Raw genomic sequence first — 20594 nt, forward strand, 5'->3', positions numbered from 1 at the left:
TTGAAAACAAGGAGAAGCTCAACCTCAACCGCGAGACAGACTTCATAATGCGCCGTATCTACAACGAGGGCCTTGGAAGAGCCGTGAGAACCTTCGGGCCGAAGAAGGTCCAGAACGCTCTTCTCAAGGCTTACCACGCGCTCTACGGGGCTGGGGTCATCTAACCTCCCATTCTGATAGGTGCCCCCCGCCTCCCACGGAAAAGCTTTTTTACCGTCCCGATCTCTTTAGGGTGCCATGAAGCGGTTGAAACCGGGTAACGAATTCATCCTCCTCACCGTGGTCGTCTTCGCGATCCTCTCGCTCCAGGCCCTCGGGGCCTTTGAGGGTATAAACGAATGGGTCAACTCGGCCCTGCCCCTGGTGGACACGCCCTGGATGAGGCTCCTCACGGCCCTGGGCGGTGATGCCTTTCTCCTGGCCTTCTCACTGCTGGTCATCTATTTTGACCTGAGGGAGCGGGGGCGCGTCTCCAGGAGGACCGTTGCCTTCGTCGGCACCGTCGCCCTCGGCCTCCTCTCCGTTCTGGTCCTCAAGTTCGCCTTCGCGGTTCCGAGGCCGAGGCCTGACTACGGAACCTACGCCTTTCCCTCCGGCCACACCTTCCGGGCGGCCGCGATAGCGACCTACGTTTCAGATCGCTGGAGGAAGTACGCACCCCTCGCCTGGGCCTACGCAGTTGGAATAGCCCTCACGAGGCTCCTCCTCCACGTTCACTGGTTCAGCGACGTGCTCTTCAGCCTTTTCTTTGCCCCCTGGCTATACCTCCTGCTGAAATCGCTCCTCGGGGTGGAGGATGAATGAAGGGCTTTCTCGAGGTCTTCCTCCTCTCGCTGATACCGACCTTCGAAGGAAGGTACGCGATAGTCTACGGCATTGGTATGGGCTACCCCCTCTGGGAGACGCTTCTGGCAGCTTCCCTCGGAGTTCTGACGCTCTCGCTCGTCCTCCCCGCTCTGCTCCCCTACATTGACAGGCTTATGCTCTGGCTAGAAAAAACGCCCCTGCGGAGAATAGCGCACCTCTACCTCCCCTACGTCGAGCGCGTCAGAGAGAAGGCCCACCCCTACGTCGAGAAGTGGGGCTTCATCGGGCTGACGATATTCGTGGCGATCCCGCTCCCCGGGACGGGGATATGGACCGGAGCCTTAGCGGCTTACCTCCTTGGAATTGAGAAGAGGCAGACGGTTCCGGCTCTGATCCTCGGTGGCCTTGTGAGCATGGCGATAACCCTTGGGCCGGCACTGGGGCTGTTCGGGTAAAAAAGAAAAGTGGAGATTTTAGAGCTTTCTGGCTATCAGGATGCCCGCCCCGATGGCCAGGACGCCCGCGAGCATATAGGCCGTCGTTGGGGTGATGGGGAACCCCTCTCCGGCTTCCCCTTCAGATGGCTCTCCCGCGGTGTTCCCGCCTTTCAGCCTGGGGTCGAGGGAGTACTTCCTGCCGCTGAGATCAGTGAGCGATGCCGAGATGACGCCGCTGTCTCCTCCACTGGCCCTGATCACGGTTTCGTAGTTCCTGAACCCCTCCTTCCGGAACACCAGCATGTGCGTTCCGGGGGTTAGGGTTATGTTGCATGGCGTTGTGCAGTTCGAGGGCTTTCCGTCAATGTAGAGCTCCGCCCCCTCGGGTACGGAGACAACCCGAAAGCGGGGGTAGGGTGAGAGCGTAAGGTTTAGTGCCAAACGCTCCCCGGGTGCCAGCACCACCTTCCTGCTCTCGGCCACAAAGCCCTCCGCCCTCCCGGTAACCTCGTGCTCACCGGGGGTCACGTTTAGAACGCAGTCTCCAGTACACACGGTTTTACCGTCCAGCTCCACTCTCACGTCCGCGGGGTACGTTGTTATAACGAGGGTGGAGATGCCCCTGTTCTTCTGATCCCCGGAGTTTGTGACGCTTTCCCCATCTTTCCCGGACGTGGTTTCCAGCCCGTTGGGAAGGCTCCGATACTCCGGGGGCATGCCATAAACGATCTTCACCGATACCGCCTGAGCCAGCGCCGTGAAGTTCACGTAGATCCCGGCAGTCCCTTCCGAGGGTTTCACGGTGAAGTCAACGTAGGGAGCCATTCCTCCAGCTGTGGTCAGGTTGGAGGCGAGCGTTATGTTGTACTCCGGAATAGGCTCGAGCCTGAAGTCCACGCGCCTGCCGGCCATATCAAAGCCGTACCCCCGGGTAACGTTGGTTATTATCGGCACGAAGATCTTTAGGGGCGTCCTCAGCACGTTGTAGCTTGCCCCAAAGATGAGAACGGCCGAATCTCCGGGATAGGAGTCTATATCAACCCTCCCGTACTCTGGGACGTAGCTCGTCCAGTTGAGAGAATGGCCGATCGATGCCCATCCGTCCTCGATCCCGTATATCTCCGAGAGGTAGTACTCGCCGGTACAGACTTTAACCGGGGTTCCATTGGGCAGGAGGAAGTAGCCATCCCCGTTGGGGTTCTTCATGAGTTCGAAGACAACTCCTTTTCCCTTCATCGGACCGTATGTTGCCACCATGCACTCGAGTTCCGGTTCCGGCCCCTTGAGTTTGGGGGGAAGGCTGATCGGAGGGCCGAACCGCACCCCAACGGGTCTGGCGCCACTGGTCCGTATGGATTCCTCTATCCTCTTGCCCCTTACCTCCAATACCGTTGTCAGACCCTCTTTGACCAGAACTGGGATCCTCACGCTCAGCCCGTTTACGTCCACCACCACGGTGTAGTTCTCGCCCTCCTTCGATGCAGGGAGCTCTACCCACGCCGGCCCCCTAAAACTCGCATCCTCTTCCACGATGAAAACTCTGGCGCTAGAATCAACTATCAGTATGCCGTAGCTGCTTTCCGGGGAGGCATTAACAGCACCCCCCAGGATGGAGAGCAGGAGCACCGTGCCGATCAGGATCGCGATCCCTCTCATTACCACCACCTCAAAGGGGAAACGCCTCTTCCAGCAACGGCAGAACGTCCTGGAGAAAGCCAGCGGCCTGCACTTTTCCCGCGGCTATCAAAACGGCGTAATCCGCCATTTCCATAAAGGGACGCCAGATATGGGATATCACCACCAGATTCAGGCCGTTCTCGTGCTCTTCCTTTATAACTTTCATAACGTCCCTCATGCCCTTTAGGTCGAGGTTTGCCAGGGGTTCATCGAGGAACACAACCTCCGGGTCTCCCACGAACGCCTGGGCCAGGCTCACCCTCTTCCTCATGCCCGCGGAGTAGTCCCGGATCTTTTTTCCGATGAACTCCCTGGCCCCGAACATCTCCGCGGCCTTCCGAACGCTTCCCCCATCGCCCCCTCTGGCCTCCGAGATGTACCCCAACCACTCCAGCCCGGTTCTCAGGGGAGGAAGGGCCGGCGGGTCGAAGGAGACGCCTATTCTCCCCTTTATTCGCTCGTCCTTCCAGGGGTCTTTTCCGAGGACTTCTATGCTCCCTCCGGTTGGCCTGTACGCCCCGGCGGCGATTTTCAGGAAAGTGGACTTGCCGCCCCCGTTGGGGCCGACTATGACCGTTAATCCCTCTGGAATCTCAACGTCAACGGAGTTCAGGGCGAGGACACTTCCAAAGCGCTTCGTGAGTCGCTCTGCCCTCACTATCATTGCTTCACCCCCATCCAGGGCAGCGCGGCGAGAACGAAGGCTACCGTCCCGCCGATCAGGTACTCGATTTTCAGAACGTTCCCTGAGGGGTACATAGCGAGGGTTCCAACGGCGATCCTCGCCGTACCGTTTCCGTGGTAGACGAAGTAGTAAGTTCCGGAATCCGGGAGTTCCAACTCACTGTATATACTCCCCATTGCGCTCAGATTCGCTATGAACCTGTTTCGAACGCTATCGAACACCTGAACTTCGTATCCCTTCCCATTCTCCGTCACGACATTGATGGCGACCCTCCTCGCGGTGGGGACAAACACCGAAACGGATGAACCGTCGCCGCTGAAGAACCCGGAGGTCGTGGGGTTCTCCTGGTGGTACCGGGGAAGTAGCAGCGACCCTATGGTGAAGAGGAGAATGGCGAGCAGGAAGAACCCCATGAACCTCCTCACCGGGCATCCCTCCTTTCGCTGAGAATCACCGATGCCGCCAGCAGGGCGGAGGGGAGAAAGAACCCCACACCGACCACGCTCCCGTAGGTGGTACCCGTGTACCCCATTCCGTAGGCCACCGAGGTCAGGTACGATGACATGGCTGCGGAGATGTTGAAGGGCGGCAGGCTGGAGGCCCCTAGAATAACCGGGACGTACAGTAGGGCGAGTCCCCCCAGGATCGAGGCGAACGAGTTCGGTGACAGCAGGGCTATGGAAAGGGAGACCGAGACCGCGTAGAAGACCGCAATCAGGAAAAACGCCAGGATATTGCTCCAAACCCCGTCCCCCAGGATCCCCCTGAGGAGGGAAGGAGAGCCGGAGAGGACGTATCCCAAGGCCAGAAAATATGGGAGCACAAACGATAGGGTCGTCAGAACTAGGATCGAGGCAAATTTGACCAGGAACAGCTTCCACTTCCTGATCGGGAGCGAGTAAACCGTTAAAGCCGCCAGCGAATCCATCTCGCCCCTTATTGAAATGCTGGAGAGCATAACGGCAACGAAAACAAGGACGCTGTAGGCTTCCTGTGACAGAGTGGGGAGGGCAAGCCTCGGAATGATCCTGGCATAGTGAACGGCTGACTCCTGACTGAAGGGGTCCAGCATTCCGGTTGCCCCCATGCTGAGGGCGTCCTTTAGGAACGCCAGCCCCGTCAGAAGGAACCCGAAGAGGAAAACAGCGAGCTTCAGCGGATCGTTAAGCTCCCATTCCAGCTGGGTTCTAACCGTGCCCATCCTTCCACCACCTCGCCAGAAGTGAAGCCATCAGTGCCAGAATTCCTGAATACATATAGTACCTCCAGGGGCTATCTGGATAGGAAGAGTCCCCTTCATCGGGGAAGGCGATGTTCGTATCGTAAAGTTTGATGCCGTCCGGCCACACCCCATCTTCCGATTTTCCGCGGATCCTTCTGTCCATACTGTCAATGTCGAAAACTCCAAGCGCCATCAGCTCGGTGGAGTGGCTGAAAGTTCCCGCTATCATAACGCCGGTCAGGAAATCGTAGGTGTACTCCTCCCTTCCCCCTCCTGAGATTGACCAGTTCTTCCCGGCCTCGCTGAAGTAGAACCTCCGGGTTGTCATCCCAATGTGGGGCGGCCTGAAGGGTCTGTAGTACGTCAGAACCGTGCTGTTGCCGTAGGCGCTGTAGGTGACGTTACCCACCGAGACGTTGACATCCATTGAAAGCCCCTCCAGACTGAACAGCACCTCCCCGGGTTTCGGTGGGTCGGAGGGATCGATGAAGAGGGTGGCCTTTCCGATGGGGGTTCCGTTCTCGTAGTAGGTCATGTCCGAGAAGTTGAGATCCAGCACTTCCCAGATTGTCAGGTTGGGTATTATCCTCCGGTAATCACCTTCCAGCGTGGTGTTAACGAAAGTTATGCTGACGTTAATGCTGGCGGTGTTATCCAGAACCTTGAGGATTTCGAACTCCAGGAAGACCTCGGTGCAGTCCCCGATTATGAAGGGAAATCCGTCCTTTACCCACGGAGAATCGGGGCTTAGATATCCAATGAGACGATTTCTAACGTTCGGAGGGAGGCCTTCTGGGTAGAGGATGAACATATACAGATCCTTTACCCCCCCAGGCCCGCCCTCCGGCTCAAGGAGGGCATATGTTGCGTAGGTCCCTTCATGGAGATTTAAAATAGCATGAGTATTGATTCCATTTGAAAATATCAAAAACAAAAGAAAAAATAGAATCAATACTCTTGACGTTTTCATGAGCTTTCACCAGTAGCCACAGTTCTAGATGGTACTGGAGTTGCATAAATAACTGCATATGCCCACCCGGTTTCTCCTGTGATTCTCTGATATTCAAATTCTGTATAGGCCACTTTTGATGTGTGGACCTTGTATGGACCCTCGATAATTTTTGTACCTTTGCTCCAGGAGACTCCATATATGTGCTCCACAGTAGTGGTCTCTATAGATGCACTACCGTCGCATATCCTGACATATCCTCTGACTCCCGCCCAATACCACTCACCATTGTCCCACACTTGGTCATCTACATCGTGTTTGTACATCTCCCAGCATCCCGTGGGAGCATTGCTTTGGGAGACTGCTACCACGAAGTTTCCGATAAGATATCCAATAAAATCTATTAGTAGTAAAGCACTAACTGTTCCCTTCAATTAATCATCCCCCAATTAAACCATTCAAAGCTTCTTTGATAAATCTCTTATAAACTTTTTTATTCAGAAATATAAAAAGATGAGATGCAAATAAAGAAAACAGTATTAAATTAGGTAAGGCTTTTCCCCATCGTCTCCTCTCCCAGCGCCAGAACGTCCAGCGCACCGATTATCGCAACAGCCGCTATAACCAGAACCGCAAGGGCGGCGCTTCCTACCTCCATTATCCTCCCCGCGAGTATCGGCGCTATTCCCCCACCGATTCTGGCCATCGCTCCGGCCCATCCCATGCCGGTGCCTCTAAGCTCCGTCGGGTAGAGCTCCGGGGTGTAGGCGTATATCGCACCCCACGCTCCAAGGTTGAAGAAGCTAAAGGCTATGGCACTCGCGATGATCGCTCCTTCGTTGCCAGAGTTGGCCGCGAAGTAGAAGCCGACGCCCGCTATTCCAGAGAGGAGCAGGTAGTAGGCGAGCGTCTTCTTCCTGCCGATTCTTTCGAGGAGATAGGCGGCACTCCAGTACCCGGGGAGCTGGGCTATTGCCGTTATCACGAAGTACTGGAAGCTCCTGAAGACCGTTATGCCGAGCGTGGCCGAGAGGAACCTCGGTAGCCAGATGAAGAATCCATAGTAGGCAAAGGCTATGCTGAACCACGCGATGCTCACCATGAGCGTCGTTTTACCGTAGCGCCGCCAGAGATCTCCTATTGAGGCCCTTCTGACCCCTCCCGGGAGGTCAAAGTCCCCCTCCCTTCCAAGAATCCTCCTGAGTACCTCCCTCGCTTCCCGCACCCTGCCCTTCGCGAGGAGGAAGCGCGGCGACTCCGGGAGGGTGAGCAGGAGCGGGAGGATAAGTATCACCGCCCCCCCGAAGAGGAGTATGGCCCTCCAGTCCGCCTTTACCAGGAGTGCCACGATGCCTATGATTATGGTTCCGATAGCCCAGAAGCTCTCTAGTATCGAGACCATCGCTCCCCTGATGGAATCTGGCATGAACTCAGCGAAGTATGAACTCGCAACCGGAAGGGTTCCGCCGAGTCCGAGGCCGACGATGAAGCGCAGGACTATGAGCTGGTCCAGGTTGCCGGCGAATGAACTCACTATAGAGCCGAGGGAGAAGGTTGAAACCGCCAGAACCAGTGTTTTCTTCCTGCCTATCCTGTCGGCGAGATAGCCGAAGATCCATGCCCCAAAGAGCATCCCGAAGAGCGCCGCCGAGCCGAGGGAACCGAGCTTGGTCAGGCTCCCCTGGAATCCCGGTTCCTTCCTGAGAAGGGCGATGACGAATCCAGCCGATATAGTATTGATCGCCACGAAGGCCCAGATCGTTCCGAGTACTGCCAGGAGCTTGTAATGGAAACCCGTCAACCCGGACTTCTCCGATTTCATATTTCCCACCGGGCGGGAGATGGGGTGGGGATTTTTAAGCCTTGCCGGACACCGATGTCCATAAAAAGGGAAAGTAATCACTTGGTGGCCCTGGTTATTCCAACGTCCTTCACGAGAACGTAGGGCGCTGTCACAGGCGTTCTGACCTCCCACCAGTGGACGTGGTGGGTTTCCCGGCCCATCGCCTTCACCCTATCCAGGATTCCGAGGAGGTTATCGCTGACGCGGATGTTCCTGATCGGCTTTAGCTCACCGTTCTCAATGAGGAAGATGCCGTCCCTTGGTATGGTCGAGAAGTCTCCCGTCACGTAGTTCTGGAAGCGAGTGTACCAGACGTTCGTGATATAGATTCCACGCTTGACCTCGCCGAAGAGCTCCTCCCGCGAGTAATCTCCCGGCTCGAGTACGATGTTCCAGGCGTGCGGCATTATTAAGCCAGCGTTGGCCGTTGTCTCTACTCCGTACTTCCTCGCAAGACTGGTGTTGAGGAGGAATGTCCGGAAGGTTCCGTTCTCTATGATGGTGGTTTCCCTCGTCGGAACGCCTTCGTCGTCGAACTTTCTGGTTCCATAGCCGTTGGGCAGGTTTCCAACGTCCTTTACCGTTACTATCTCGTTCGCGACCTTCTGGCCGAGCCTGTTTACGAAGGGAGAAAATCCGGCCTCTGCAGCGTAGGCGGATGTCATGAAGCTCATGTAGCTGAGGAGGTTGGCGAACGCTAGTGGGTCAAAGATAACGTCAAAGCGTCCCTCCGGTCCCTGCTCGGGGTTTCTCGCCAGGCTCGCTATCTCACCGGCCTTTCTTCCAGCGCTCTCGGGGTCGAACTTCCTGAGAACGCGAACCGAGTTAGTCCCGTGGCCGCTCTCGAGGTCGCCGATGAAGGCCCTAACGCTTATCTCTATCCCCGTTCCCTCGTCGAAGGCCTCCACACCGTTGCTTGTGGTGAGATAAATCCTGTCGTGGTCGGTGTAGAGAACGCCAGCAACTCTTCTAGCGCCTCTCTCCAGGGCCGCGTTTATGGCCCTCTCGACGTACTCGTTCGGCTCGTCGAGTTCGACGATGGATTTATCGAAAGTTTCGGGGATGTCCTCATACCTGAACGGTCCCTCAGCTATCCCGTAGTAGTCCTCCTTTGGCGAAAGGCCCTCAATGTTCTTCTTGAGGGTCTTCAGAACCCGCTCGATGTTCTCCCTGCTCAGCTCCGTTATGGTGGTGTTCGCTATCCTTTTATCCTTCTCCACGAAGAGCTCGACCTTCCTCTCGTGCCAGTACTTTGCCACGGTTATCTCGTTGTTTGCAAAGCGGACCTGCCTCCGGTTTGTTTCATAGCCCAGGACAACGACGTCACCAAAGCCGAGCTCCTTGGCCTTCCTCAGGATGAAATCGTTAAGATCGAACATCTCCACCACCTCAGTACCTCAGAAGAATGTTGCGCAGCCTCGCGTGGGCTCCACCCATCCAGACCGGGACGCCCTGTCCGGGCTCACCCTTTCCGCAGGTTCCGGGGTAGAACTCAACCTCTTTGCCCACCGCATCCACACTGCTCCATAGCGCTCTCGTCGTTATCTCAAGGATGGGCCTCTTCACAGGGTGCTTTATTTCTCCGTTCTCGATTAGGTAGGCTTCCCTGCCGATGTACCTCTGCTGGTACCTCCTGTCGTCTATGTTCCACTCGTTGAAGGACACCATGTAGACGCCGAGCTTGATATCTTCAATCAGCTCCTCGAAGCTGTAATCGCCCGGAGCCAAGTAGGTGTTTGCCATCCTCACAATCGGCTCGCGGTTGTAGTTGATCGCCCTCGCGGCAGCGTTGGAGTGCTGGCCGAGCTTGTAGGCGTATTCCCTGTTCGTCAGGAACTCGTTGATGATTCCGTCCCTTATGAGATATCTCGGCCGGGCTTTTACCCCTTCATCGTCGTAGAGGTAGAAGCCCCAGCTGTTCGGTATCGTCGGGTCGTCTATTACCGTAACTACCTCGCTTCCAATCCGTTCTCCGAGCATATCTGGCTTCACGAAGCTCTCTCCCGCCTGAGCGGCTTCCCTTCCGAAAATCCTGTCGGCCTCGTAAGGGTGACCAACGCTCTCGTGGACCGCTATTCCCGCCACTTCAGGGCTTATGACGAGGTCGACCTTTCCCTCCGGGGGCTTCCTGCCCTCAGCGATGAGTCTTTTCAGGGCCTTAACGTCCTTTACCGCCCAGTTCCAGGGCTCGTCCCTTTCAAGTAGCTCAAAGCCACCGGAAAAGGCCCTCTGGACGAATGGGGCCTGCTCCATCTGGCCGTTCTCGAAAACCACGAGGTTGTAAACCACCGAGACCCTCGGGATTTTGCTCTTCACGTAGGCACCTTCGCTCGTCACTATCTCCTTCTTCCACAGCTCGTCGGAGTACATCAGATAGCGCATTGGCACGTTTACGCCCGTTGCCTTTACCTCTTCCTCGATTTTCCTCAGGAGTTCGAGCTTTTCCTCCGGGGATACGTCCCGGATGTCCTTCTTCATCTTGACCTTGTAGGAAACGCGGTGGAAGTTTTCCTCGGAAAAGCGTATGGGTTCGTTCCTAACCTGAGAGGCCGCCTTCGCAAGCTTTACGGCTTTCTTCACTGCCTCGGATATGCTCTCCTTCGTGAGGACGTTCGTACTCGCGAAGCCCATTCCTCCATCCACGAGGACGCGAACGCCAATTCCCCTATCGGCAAGTATTGAGAGGCCCTCGGGAGAGCCGTTCTTCATGGCCAGATGGGTTCCGGTTTTTTCCTCGAAGCGCGCCTCGGCGTAATCTGCACCGAGTTCGAGGGCCTTCTCCACTGCAAACTCCAAAAGCTCCATGCACATCACCTCGGATTACTGCATAGAATAGTTTATCTGGTAGTATAAAAATCTTTCCGTTTAGATGTCCATTTTAATAGGGACAGTTTAGGACACTAATGTCATGTTAAGTTCTATAGAGCACAAGATTTTTATAGAATTAAAGCCTACCAATTGGGGGTGGTACCATGGGGGACCCCGACTCTGCAAAAAGTCTGATACACATAGGTGACATAATAAACCTGATTATAGGAGTTCTGGTGTTTCTGGTGGTTACGGTTGCCAGCATTGGTTTCGGCATAGTGGTGGCGTGGATCCCGCTGGCCATAGCCGTGTGGACCCACATGCGGGCAAAGGAGGCCATTCAGCTGATTGATGAGGGTCGCTACAAGGAGGCAAAGGACAAGGTGCTCATACCGGCCATCTTATCGCTGATATTCAACTCCCTGATAGGGGGTCTCATAATTCTCCTTGGAGCCCTCTCGCTGCCACCGGAAAACGCATCGGACAAAATGGAGTACGGGACTGAATCCATCTGACTCTCTCCTTCGGTCTTTCTTCTCAGGTTTTTTCCTCGCATTCACAGGGATTCTTTCCGCAGTAGGGGCAGACACCGGGATATTTCTTCTTCGCCGCTTCCTCGAGGTCTATCCCCAGGAGGTTCGCCAGACTCGCGAGCCAGGCCAAGACGTCGGCAAACTCCTCCTCCATGGCTTCTCTATCGCGCTTCCTTATGGCCTCGCTTAGCTCTCCGACCTCCTCAACGAACCAGAGGAAGGTTTTCTCAACGCCCCTCTTCGAGTCCTTGTGAAAGTAGATATCCCTGATCATGTCCTGAAACTCTTTTATCTCCATCTCTCTCACCTGGAGGAAGGGGAAGAAAAGGGCTTAAAAATCACTCGCCAGCTCGATCAGCTTCCTCATGTGTATCGCCGCGGTGTCGAAGACCTCGACGGAAACGTCGCCCCGCTTTATCGCCAGCGGAAGCTCTGTGCAACCGAGGATGACCCCCTCGATGGCCTCTACCCTCGCGTACTTCTCTATGAGGTCTATCAGGTAGGGCTTGCTCCTCAGGTTTTCGGAGGCAAGCTCCTCGAAGATTATCCTGTTCACCTCATCCATCTCATCCTCGCTCGGCGTTATTACCTCGAAACCCGCCTCGCGAAGGGCGTTTTTGTAGAAGTCGGCCGTCATCGTCGTCCTGGTTCCGAGGAGGAGGACCTTCCTAACGTCCCTGCGTTTCATCTCCTCGATGAGTGCATCTATTATGCTGACCATCGGGACGTTCACGGCCTTCTGAATCTCAGGAAAGACTATGTGGGGTGTGTTGGCGGAGAGTGATATTATCTCGGCTCCTGCCTTCTCGAGCGCCCTAGCAGCTGTTATCAGCATCTCCGTTCTGCCTTCCCAACCGCGCGGGTTGTTCTTGAACTCCTCGAAGTTTATCGAGTAGACTATAAGCTCCGGAAAGTTGAATGAGCCGAACTTCTCGCGGCCGATCCTTATGTAGTTCTGGTAGTAGTAGCAGGTCGATTCCGGCGTGGTTCCGCCTATTATTCCTATCTTCTTCATGAGCATCACCCTTCGAGCGGTATCCAAACTCCCTATGAACCTTTCGTTGATGCTGTAAACCAAACCCATTGGTGGAGTTTTTTAAAGGACAAAGGAAAAGAAGAGGGGACGAAGATCATTCCTTCTTAAGGTGGACGTCTAGCTGCGGGAAGGGTATCTCAATGCCTTCCTTTGTGTAAAGCTCGTAGATTCCCCGCGTCAGGTCGCCCTTGACAGTCCAGTAGTCCTCAGTCTTCGTCCAGGCCCTGAGCTGGAGGTTTATGGCCGAATCCCCGAGGGCCGTTATGACCACGCCCGGCTCAGGCTCGTCGAGAACCTTCGGGTGGCTTTTCATGAGATCCATCGCCAGCTTTATCGCCCTGTCCAGGTCCGTTCCATAGGCGACACCGACGTCAACGTCCACCCTTCTCGTGGGCATCCTCGTGTAGTTGACGATTATGCTGCCCCAGACGAGCTTGTTGGGTATCGTGATTATCTTGTTGTCCGGCGTCTTCAGCTCCGTGCTCATAAGACCAATTCCGCTGACGCTTCCGATTTTTCCGGCAACTTCAACGACCTCACCGAGGTCAATGGGCCTCAGGGCCGCTATCCACACCCCGGCGGCGAGGTTGGTGAGGGTATCCTGCAGGCCGAAGCCCAGGATTAAACCGATGACAGCGGATAGGCCGAGTATCAGGGGTGACACCGATATGCCCACCGCTCCAAGGCCGAGAATGAGTACTGCGGTGTAGAGCAGTACCGCGAGGAACCTGCCGAGGAACTCGATGACGAGCGGCGGGAGCTTCGTTTTTTTCATACTCTTCTTGAAGAGCCCCACGATCACCTTAGTTACCACGTAGCCGACGATGAGTATGATCAGCGCCGAAACCAGCTGGAACGGAGTTATCCCTATGTAGGGCAAAGGCTCATCCAATGCAACCACGTTATCACCTCCGAGCGTTTTTGGAGGTTTGGGCGGGGAGGTAAAAAAGCTTCCGCTTATCTTCGCAGAAGCTTCATCATCTCGTCCCAGAGCCTCTCCGCGAGTTCCCTCTTGTCCATCCTCGGCAATCTCTTCACGAAGTCCCTGCCCACGAGCAGAACCTCGTTCTCGTCGCTCCCGAAGGCCTTCAGGGTGTTGGCAACGACGAGGTCGCTCCCGGCCCTCTCGATCTGCTTTCTGGCCGCGCTTATTAGCTCCTCCTCGCTTAAACCGGTTTCCGCCTTGAAACCAACCAGGAATACATCGGGCTGAAGGGCCTTCACGATGTCTATTATCTTGGGTGTTGGCTCGAGCTCAAGCGTTAGAGCTTTTCCGCTCTTTATCTTCACTTCTGCCTTCTCCTTTACCCTGAAGTCGCTGACGGCCGCGGCTAAAACCACGATGTCGTACTTCTTTTCCTTCAGCTCCTTTTCTATCGCCTCCAGCATTTCCTCGACGGTTTCAACCTCTATCTGGTTTTCCACGAGGCTGGAAACGCTTCCCCTCGTTCTGATGAGCGTCACCTCAGCACCGCGGAAGTCGGCTTCCTCCGCTATGGCAACGCCCATCTTCCCGCTGCTCGCGTTGGTTATGTAACGTATCGGATCTATGTATTCTCTCGTCGCGCCGGCCGTAACCAGAACGCGCTTTCCGGCGAGGTCCTTCCCGTGGAGCTTTTTGATGACGCGGTAGACTATTTCCTCCATCGGGGCAACCTTCGCCTTGCCCTCCTCGAAGCGGGGCCCTATGAACTCAACACCGAGCTTTTTGAGCTTCTCGATGTTCTCAAGCACTATCGGATGATCGTACATTGTAGAATGCATCGCGGGAGCAATCATTATCGGTGTGTGGGCGAAAGCGGTAGTTACGACGGTCGTAACCGGGGTATCGTCAATTCCACAGGCTATCTTCCCGATGGTGTTGGCCGTTGCGGGGCAGACTAACACAAGATCGGCCTTGTTCTCGTGCTCTCCGGCAAGTTCAACGTGCTCGATGAAGCCCGTTATTTCAGTCACGACGGGATTACCTGTGGCGAACTCCATGGCGTGGGGGTGGATTATCTTTTGGGCGTTCTCGCTCATGACCGCGTGAACTTCCGCTCCGTGTCTTATGAGCTCCCTCGCGAGCTTGACGCACTCCACAGCGGCTATACTTCCTGGAATGGCCAGAACGATCTTCTTTCCGACCAGCTTTCTGCTCTTGCTCGCGTGGATCAGCCTGATGTGGTGGAGCATTTGTACACCTCCAAAAGAGCTGGGACTGAATCATATATAGTGATAGTGGTCGAGAGTTCAAAGCTCCCTTACCGCGTCCTCCTCGAACTTCTTAACTTCCTCGGAGCTGCCGACCCAGACAACGATGACCGGCTCGACGGTTATCATTCCGTCGGTTATCATGGGCTTGACCTCGTTTATTGCCTCCTCTATTTTGTAGCCCCTGTCCACGACCTCGATAACTATCGGCAGGTCGGTTGAGAGCCTCATGACGTCGGCGGAGTGAAGTCTGCTCTTCTTCCCGAAGCCGTAGATACCGCGATAAACGGTCGCCCCGGCCATCCCCATTTCCCGGAGCTTCTCGACTATGGCCTTGTAGAGGGGCTTTCCGTCAAAGCGGTCGTTCTCGCCGATGTAAATCTTAAGCCGGAGCGTGTTCCAGTGCTCAACCTCAACCATGGAATCACCTCCGGGCCAGGATGAAACCCGCGAAAACTAAGGCGATTGTGATTATAACGTTTGCCGCGACGTTGAGACCGGCTATGAGGTACTCCCTCTCGCGGAGGAGCGAAAAGGTCTCGTAGGAGAAGGTTGAGAACGTGCTTAAAGCACCGCAGAAACCGGTTCCGAGGAAGAGCCTCCACTCCGTTGAAACGTCCACTCCCCAGAAGACCAGCCCATAGAGGTAGCCGAGGATAAGACTCGCGATGCTGTTGACCAGCAGCGTTCCGACGGGAAAATCCCTGTAAACCGGCAGGATTCCGGAGATGTAGAATCTGGCAAGTGCTCCCAGGGCACCACCGAACATTATGGCCAGCGCTATCCTGACGTTCATCTTCCTCCTCTCCCGACAGGTTCTTTGGATCCCTGACCTCCGGCTTTCGAGCATGCGTGCAGACCCATACTTAAGGTTTTGGGAGGGGATATCACCTCCGGTATGAGGAGCTGTTCAGAGGGTTCTTAGGGTTCTTACCATTCAGAGGAACCTCAGCACCGAGTCAACAACCGCCAGAGCCCTGTAGGTGTTCTGGAAGTTCGAGATGCCAAGCTCCAGGCTTCTCCTGAAGCCACCGTTGGGGTTCTGGAGCCGGCGTATGAACCGAACGTGCCCTTCCGGACAGGTTGGGGTTTCACCCTGCAGTTCGAGCCCCCTGATTCCGTAAAACGTCGGCTCAAGGTATGATGGTAGGCTGTAGGGAACCTCTGTAAAGCCACCCATTGGACAGAGCTCGCAGTTCCTGAAGTGGGGGCTCTTCGGAGGCCTGTAACCGAGCGCGTTGAGGGTGTAGAGCGCCTGGTACGTCATCGTTGTCGTCGGCTGTTTAACGCCGTAGCCGTTTCCGTTTCTAAAGCGCATGACGAACCTTCTGATTGCATCTCTTTCTTCGTTTGAGAAGCGATACCCGATGGCCTTCAAGGCCTTAACGACCCAGTAGGTTGCTTCAAGGGGTGTGGCGGTTCCGAACTCCTCGCTGCCACCGAGACCAACTGCGAACCTGCCCTCGATCGGGTTGTACTTGGTGAAGACTATGTCCACGTGCTCCCTCGCGATGTCCCTGGCTCCGAGTATCGAAAGACCCTCAAGGGCCATAGCTATGGCAACAACGGCCGTTTGGGGCTGTATCGCCTTCGAAAGAAACTCGATGGTTTTCTCCTTCTCCGGAACCTCCAATCCAAGGAGGTTGTAGAGCTTGACCGCGTAGTAGGTGTCATTGACGTTGGTATCGTCGAGAACGCTCACAAAGCAGTAGCCTCCGTCGTCGTGGCGCCTCTTCTCAACGTAATCAAGAACCTTCCCTATCTCAACGTACCGTCCGATTTCCTCGAGCTTCGAGCCCATCCTACCGCCTCCAGTGGAGTAGAACAGGCGTCATCAGTCCCTCAGGGCGGTTCGGCTCAAGGCCCGGCGGACGCCATCGCCATTCCCAATTCCAGGGGCACATTAAAAATCTTTGTGATTCGACTTTTTATCGGAAATTCATACCTAAAAATTTAATTAGGTTGGCGCGTTCCCCTCCCCGAGGGAAGATGGAGTTCATAGCGTTCACCTACATCAACAACTTCATGGACAGGAAGGTTGTGGAGGGGGTCCTCTTTGAGGTTCTCGACGGGGCGAACCGATTCTTCCGGGAAAACGATCTTCCCCTCCGGTTCGTCTACATCGGCAGACTCAAGCTCGAGCCCGGCTACCTCATCAGCCTCAGCACTCCCGCGGGGCGGATCAAGGTCTATCCCCTAGAAGCTATAGTTGACGTTCTACACGCGCGGCTCCTTGAGGAGATAGAGGGGAGGCCGGAAATGAGGATGAACAAGATATTCGCCCTCACCACCTTTCCGCTCGTCTCCAGGAACCCCTATTTCGACTTCTACGAGAAGTTCCTGGGAATTCACGAGACGAGGCTCGGTCTCAGGATAATGGTTCTCTCCATGAAGCCCTTCGAACCGGAGGGCCTTGGAGAGATACTGAAGGATCGCAGGGACGATGGAAACATCGAATCGGAATCCGTGAGGGAAATGCTGACCCTCTTTCGGAACAGGGTTCTTAAGGGTGTCCTCCACGAGATCGGCCACGGTTTTGGTCTCGAGCACTGCTCCAACGACTGCGTTATGAACCCGCCCGCTAGCATGACGGAGTGGGACTCCCGGTTCCCCGGCTACTGCGACTCCTGCTTCATAAACCTCAAGAGGGCAGTGGAGTGGTCGGGGCTGGTACCTGGGGAAAAAAGGGATACCGGGACGGGTTGAAGAATCCCTCAGCCCCGACCCTCGCGCGCCTCAGTTCCTCCATGAAGCGCTCCACTTCCCCATCCGTTCCCCAAACCCTCACCCTGTATCTGGGCATCCCATGGAACGGTTCCGCCCTTTCGATACTCAGACTAATCCGGTCTCCCACGTTCCGGCGATTTCCCTGAGCTCCTCCGGGGAGATTGTGGTAAGTATTTCCCGCCTCATTCCCCCACCAGTTTTCTCGCTTCCTCGAGGACTTTGGCGGCGTGGCCCTTTGCGCGGACGTTGATCTTCTTCCAGACGATTTCTCCCTCGGGGTTGAGGATGAAGGTGCTCCTTATAACGCCCTCGTACTCCTTTCCATAGCGCTTCTTCTTGCCCCACGCCCCGAGGGCTTTTATCAACTCGGCGTTGGGGTCACTGAGGAGCCTAACCTTAAGGCCGTGCTTCTCTTTGAAGCGCTGGTGGCTCTTCACCGAGTCCTTTGAGACGCCGATAACCCGAAAGCCGAGCCTCTCGAACTCGGGTAAAAGCTCCGTGAACTCCTTCGCCTCGGTCGTGCATCCGGGGGTATTGTCCTTTGGATAGACGTAGAGCACGGTCCATTTACCCTTCACGACGTCTCTCAGGGTAACCTCCTTTCCGTCTTCGTCGAAAACCCTAACGTCGAGCGGGTTCATACCACCACCGGAATAATTAGGGCGCCCTAATTCTTAAGCCTTTTGGCAGGTTGGCAAAGGTTATTAGGGAACGACGAGAGGATCGTTTCAGGTGAGGACGATGAAGCTACCATCCCAGAAGACGAAGATAATAGCCACCCTCGGCCCGGCTTCCCGAAAGAAGAAGGTCGTCGAGGCGATGATCCGGGCGGGAATGAGCGTCGCGCGGATAAACTTCGCCCACGGTGACCTGGAGCAGCACGCCAGAACGATAGAGCTCGTGAGGAGTATCTCCGAAAAGCTGAACCGACCCGTCGCAATCCTGGGTGATCTTCCGGGGGTTAAAATTCGCGTTGGCGAGATCGCCGGCGGCTCCGTTGTTCTCAGGCGCTGGCAGACCGTTGTCCTGACGACCAGGGACGTCCTCGGGAACGAGGGGGTTATCCCCGTCCAGTTCAAGGACTTTCCAAAGCTGGTCTCCAAGGGCGATATCATTTATCTCAGCGACGGTTTCATAGCGCTTCGCGTCGAGGAGGTGAAGGACACCGACGTCATCTGCAAGGTTCTCGTTGGTGGAACGCTCTTTTCCCACAAGGGAATTAACATCCCCAAGGCGAGGCTGGCGATAGAGGCCGTAACGGAGCGGGACCTAAAGTTCACGGAGTTCGCCATCGAACACGGCGTTGACGCCGTCGGCATAAGTTTCGTTGGCTCAGCCTACGACGTGCTCAAGGTGAGGCGCTTCGTGGAGGAGAAGAAGGGCCGGCTCTTCCTCATCGCAAAGATAGAGCGTCCCGACGCGGTCAGGAACTTCGACGAGATCCTGAATGCTGCCGACGGTATAATGATAGCCAGGGGAGACCTCGGTGTCGAGATGCCGATAGAGAAGCTTCCCATACTCCAGAAAAAGCTCATCAAGAAGGCCAACCTCGTGGGAAAGCCCGCTATAACTGCAACCCAGATGCTCGAGAGCATGACCCACGAGAAGCTCCCCACGAGGGCGGAGGTAACCGACGTGGCCAACGCCATACTGGACGGGACCGACGTCCTGATGCTCTCCGAGGAGACCGCGGTGGGTAAGTACCCGATTGACGCCGTCAGGATGATGGCCCGAATAGCCAGGACAACTGAAGCCTACATGGACTCCCACTGGGCTTCCAGGATAGTCGAGTGGAAGATGAGCGAGTGGAAGGGTAGGGTCCAGAGGAAGGGCACCATAAAGGACGCCATAACCCGGAGCATTATAGAGGCCCTGAACTCGATTGACATAAAGTACATCCTGACCCCGACGAGAACTGGTGAAACCGCCCGGCTGATAGCCCGCTTCAAGCCCCGGCAGTGGATTCTCGCCTTCGTGACCGATGGTTGGGTCGGCAATACGCTGATGTTCTCCTACGGGGTTTACCCCTTCACCGTTGAGGAGACGAGCGAGGAGGAGATTCTGAGGGTTATCAGGGGTCTCGGCCTGGTCAGAGAGAACGACACCGTGCTCCTCACGAAGGGAACGCCCATCGGAAAGACTGTCGGGACCAACACGATCAGGATATTCAACGTCTGACCTGTGATGTCCATCGCTTCCCCCAACAATTCCTTCTCTTTGACTCCCATCCGAGAAACCTCTTTACCCCGGAGCTTCCAATTCTCCTGGAGTCTTATTGAGTCTTATTGCAACGTAATATCAACCCCAATTTTTTGAGAGACCTGAGCGGTTTCAATTCTTCTAGAGTCTTATTGCAGCCGCTCGGTGAGCTTACTGAGGTCTTTGAGCTTCCTGTGTTTCAATTCTTCCAAAGTCTTATTGCAACAAACGGCTGGTCGAACAGGCGCTTAAGCTCATCAAAGTTTCAATTCTTCTAAAGTCTTATTGCAACACACCATTGCGCGGGATGTCCACGCTCTTCACCTGCAGTTTTAATTCTTCTAGAGTCTTATTGCAACTTCGAAGGTACTTCCTTCTTCTATTTTCCATGTAACCAGTTTTAATTCTCCTAGAGTCTTATTGCAACAGGGCCCCGAAAATCATGCCGTAGACCCACATCACGAGCTTTCAATTCTCCTAGAGTCTTATTGCAACCTGCGTCATACTGGCGAGTTTTTCGGCCTCGGCCGCTGTGACTTTCAATTCTCCTAGAGTCTTATTGCAACCGGCACAGGTGCGCTCTGTGAGCTTTATGACATAGCCTTTCAATTCTCCTAGAGTCTTATTGCAACTTCTCTCAATCTTCCCGAGAACAGGACTCCTCACGACCTTTCAATTCTCCTAGAGTCTTATTGCAACGGAGTGTTCTCCGGGCGCCGGTTCGGTTCGAGTGGCTCTTTCAATTCTCCTAGAGTCTTATTGCAACTCAAACCTCGAAACATTGACACCACTTTTCAAAACCCCCTTTCAATTCTCCTGGAGTCTTATTGCAACATCTGAAATCCTTTCGCCCAAATGCCAGTCTATAAGCTCTTTCAATTCTCCTGGAGTCTTATTGCAACTCAGCTTCGGCAACCAGACGATTGAGAGCAAGCTGACTTTCAATTCTCCTGGAGTCTTATTGCAACCCGCCAGTCATGGTTGGCCCACCCGAAAACATGACGCTTTCAATTCTCCTGGAGTCTTATTGCAACGGTCATCGACAAGAGGGAAGTGTTCGTCCAGGACTCTGCTTTCAATTCTCCTGGAGTCTTATTGCAACGTAATCCCCAATTGGAGGTGTCCTTGTCTTTGTCCTTCTTTCAATTCTCCTGGAGTCTTATTGCAACCGGTCGCGGGAGTAGGAGACACGGTTGGCGAGCAGACTTTCAATTCTCCTGGAGTCTTATTGCAACAAAGGTCTCCGTCCTCGCTGTAGTTTTTGACCCTTACTTTCAATTCTCCTGGAGTCTTATTGCAACCAACGGCTGCTACTGTGATAGCATGCGGGGCGATGCCCTTTCAATTCTCCTGGAGTCTTATTGCAACAGGGCGGTTTTTTCCTTCATTCGCCCAGTAAAAGAATTAGGGACCTCCAATCTTATAAGCCTTTCTCCAAAGGGGTCCCAAAAAACCCCGGAAAAGCCCTTAATTCAAGG

Annotated in this window: 22 protein-coding genes, 1 pseudogene and 1 riboswitch; of the genes and pseudogenes, 6 read left to right on the forward strand and 17 right to left on the reverse strand. The window is 55.0% G+C overall.

The window, feature by feature from the left end; all coding sequences use genetic code 11:
* From MV985_RS01855 to MV985_RS01865, 3 genes and pseudogenes are all read left to right on the forward strand, one after another.
* Nucleotides 1–164: pseudogene (locus MV985_RS01855) on the forward strand (ASCH domain-containing protein); the annotation flags it as partial.
* A 73-nt stretch (nt 165–237) separates the two neighbouring features.
* Nucleotides 238–804 carry a phosphatase PAP2 family protein gene (locus MV985_RS01860; protein WP_297459764.1) on the forward strand — a complete coding sequence of 189 codons (567 nt, stop codon included), beginning with the start codon at nt 238–240 and terminating at the stop codon, nt 802–804.
* Complete coding sequence (locus MV985_RS01865) at nt 801–1262, forward strand: COG2426 family protein (protein WP_297459766.1); 462 nt, start codon at nt 801–803, stop codon at nt 1260–1262. The genes MV985_RS01860 and MV985_RS01865 overlap by 4 nt, the downstream gene beginning before the upstream one ends.
* Nucleotides 1263–1280: 18 nt before the next feature.
* On the opposite strand, the gene MV985_RS01870 is transcribed toward MV985_RS01865, so the two are convergent.
* The 9 genes from MV985_RS01870 to MV985_RS01910 form a co-directional block, all read right to left on the reverse strand.
* Complete coding sequence (locus MV985_RS01870; protein ID WP_297459768.1) at nt 1281–2900, reverse strand: PEGA domain-containing protein; 1620 nt, start codon at nt 2898–2900, stop codon at nt 1281–1283.
* A gap of 10 nt (nt 2901–2910) precedes the next feature.
* On the reverse strand, nt 2911–3585 hold the full coding sequence (locus tag MV985_RS01875; protein ID WP_297459770.1) for an ABC transporter ATP-binding protein: 675 nt from the start codon (nt 3583–3585) through the stop codon (nt 2911–2913).
* Nucleotides 3582–4031, reverse strand: a complete 450-nt coding sequence (locus MV985_RS01880; RefSeq protein WP_297459772.1) for a hypothetical protein — start codon at nt 4029–4031, stop codon at nt 3582–3584. The genes MV985_RS01875 and MV985_RS01880 overlap by 4 nt, the downstream gene beginning before the upstream one ends.
* Nucleotides 4028–4807, reverse strand: a complete 780-nt coding sequence (locus MV985_RS01885) for a hypothetical protein (RefSeq protein ID WP_297459774.1) — start codon at nt 4805–4807, stop codon at nt 4028–4030. Before MV985_RS01885 ends, MV985_RS01880 begins: the two co-directional genes overlap by 4 nt.
* Entirely contained in the window at nt 4794–5639 is an 846-nt protein-coding gene (locus MV985_RS01890; protein WP_297459776.1) for a hypothetical protein, read from the reverse strand. The genes MV985_RS01885 and MV985_RS01890 overlap by 14 nt, the downstream gene beginning before the upstream one ends.
* A gap of 155 nt (nt 5640–5794) precedes the next feature.
* Complete coding sequence (locus tag MV985_RS01895; protein ID WP_297459778.1) at nt 5795–6211, reverse strand: hypothetical protein; 417 nt, start codon at nt 6209–6211, stop codon at nt 5795–5797.
* Nucleotides 6212–6321: 110 nt separating this feature from the next.
* Nucleotides 6322–7599, reverse strand: coding sequence for an MFS transporter (locus MV985_RS01900; RefSeq protein ID WP_297459839.1), 1278 nt, complete (start codon nt 7597–7599; stop codon nt 6322–6324).
* A gap of 77 nt (nt 7600–7676) precedes the next feature.
* A complete protein-coding gene (locus MV985_RS01905; protein WP_297459846.1) occupies nt 7677–8999 on the reverse strand; it encodes a TldD/PmbA family protein in 1323 nt (440 codons plus the stop codon).
* A gap of 10 nt (nt 9000–9009) precedes the next feature.
* The gene (locus MV985_RS01910; RefSeq protein ID WP_297459849.1) at nt 9010–10425 is read right to left on the reverse strand and encodes a TldD/PmbA family protein; all 1416 of its coding nucleotides are present in this window, start codon (nt 10423–10425) and stop codon (nt 9010–9012) included.
* A gap of 167 nt (nt 10426–10592) precedes the next feature.
* On the opposite strand from MV985_RS01910, the gene MV985_RS01915 reads away from it, so the two are divergent.
* Nucleotides 10593–10943 (forward strand): hypothetical protein, encoded by a 351-nt coding sequence (locus MV985_RS01915; protein ID WP_297459780.1) that lies wholly within the window; start codon nt 10593–10595, stop codon nt 10941–10943.
* Between the two features lie 22 nt (nt 10944–10965).
* Here the strand turns inward: MV985_RS01915 and MV985_RS01920 are convergent, their stop codons facing one another.
* The 7 genes from MV985_RS01920 to MV985_RS01950 form a co-directional block, all read right to left on the reverse strand.
* Nucleotides 10966–11259, reverse strand: a complete 294-nt coding sequence (locus MV985_RS01920; protein WP_297459851.1) for a MazG nucleotide pyrophosphohydrolase domain-containing protein — start codon at nt 11257–11259, stop codon at nt 10966–10968.
* A 33-nt stretch (nt 11260–11292) separates the two neighbouring features.
* On the reverse strand, nt 11293–11976 hold the full coding sequence (locus MV985_RS01925) for an aspartate/glutamate racemase family protein (protein ID WP_297459857.1): 684 nt from the start codon (nt 11974–11976) through the stop codon (nt 11293–11295).
* A gap of 115 nt (nt 11977–12091) precedes the next feature.
* The gene (locus MV985_RS01930) at nt 12092–12898 is read right to left on the reverse strand and encodes a mechanosensitive ion channel family protein (protein ID WP_297459782.1); all 807 of its coding nucleotides are present in this window, start codon (nt 12896–12898) and stop codon (nt 12092–12094) included.
* Nucleotides 12899–12954: 56 nt separating this feature from the next.
* On the reverse strand, nt 12955–14172 hold the full coding sequence (coaBC, locus tag MV985_RS01935; protein ID WP_297459784.1) for a bifunctional phosphopantothenoylcysteine decarboxylase/phosphopantothenate--cysteine ligase CoaBC: 1218 nt from the start codon (nt 14170–14172) through the stop codon (nt 12955–12957).
* Between the two features lie 57 nt (nt 14173–14229).
* Entirely contained in the window at nt 14230–14610 is a 381-nt protein-coding gene (locus MV985_RS01940; protein WP_297459787.1) for a DUF190 domain-containing protein, read from the reverse strand.
* Between the two features lie 4 nt (nt 14611–14614).
* Nucleotides 14615–14986 (reverse strand): fluoride efflux transporter CrcB, encoded by a 372-nt coding sequence (gene crcB, locus MV985_RS01945; protein WP_297459789.1) that lies wholly within the window; start codon nt 14984–14986, stop codon nt 14615–14617.
* 141 nt (nt 14987–15127) lie between these two features.
* Nucleotides 15128–15991 carry a prenyltransferase/squalene oxidase repeat-containing protein gene (locus MV985_RS01950; protein ID WP_297459791.1) on the reverse strand — a complete coding sequence of 288 codons (864 nt, stop codon included), beginning with the start codon at nt 15989–15991 and terminating at the stop codon, nt 15128–15130.
* A gap of 17 nt (nt 15992–16008) precedes the next feature.
* Nucleotides 16009–16081, reverse strand: a riboswitch (Fluoride riboswitch).
* A gap of 98 nt (nt 16082–16179) precedes the next feature.
* Here MV985_RS01950 and MV985_RS01955 point away from each other — a divergent pair.
* Nucleotides 16180–16896, forward strand: coding sequence for a peptidase M54 (locus MV985_RS01955; protein WP_297459800.1), 717 nt, complete (start codon nt 16180–16182; stop codon nt 16894–16896).
* Nucleotides 16897–17099: 203 nt separating this feature from the next.
* Here the strand turns inward: MV985_RS01955 and MV985_RS01960 are convergent, their stop codons facing one another.
* Complete coding sequence (locus MV985_RS01960; RefSeq protein ID WP_297459819.1) at nt 17100–17558, reverse strand: peroxiredoxin; 459 nt, start codon at nt 17556–17558, stop codon at nt 17100–17102.
* Between the two features lie 100 nt (nt 17559–17658).
* On the opposite strand from MV985_RS01960, the gene pyk reads away from it, so the two are divergent.
* Nucleotides 17659–19095 (forward strand): pyruvate kinase, encoded by a 1437-nt coding sequence (gene pyk, locus MV985_RS01965; protein WP_297459862.1) that lies wholly within the window; start codon nt 17659–17661, stop codon nt 19093–19095.
* The last annotated feature ends 1499 nt before the right edge of the window (nt 19096–20594 follow it).

Origin of the sequence: Thermococcus sp. (genome assembly GCF_027012695.1) — an archaeon.
Taxonomy (GTDB): domain Archaea; phylum Methanobacteriota_B; class Thermococci; order Thermococcales; family Thermococcaceae; genus Thermococcus.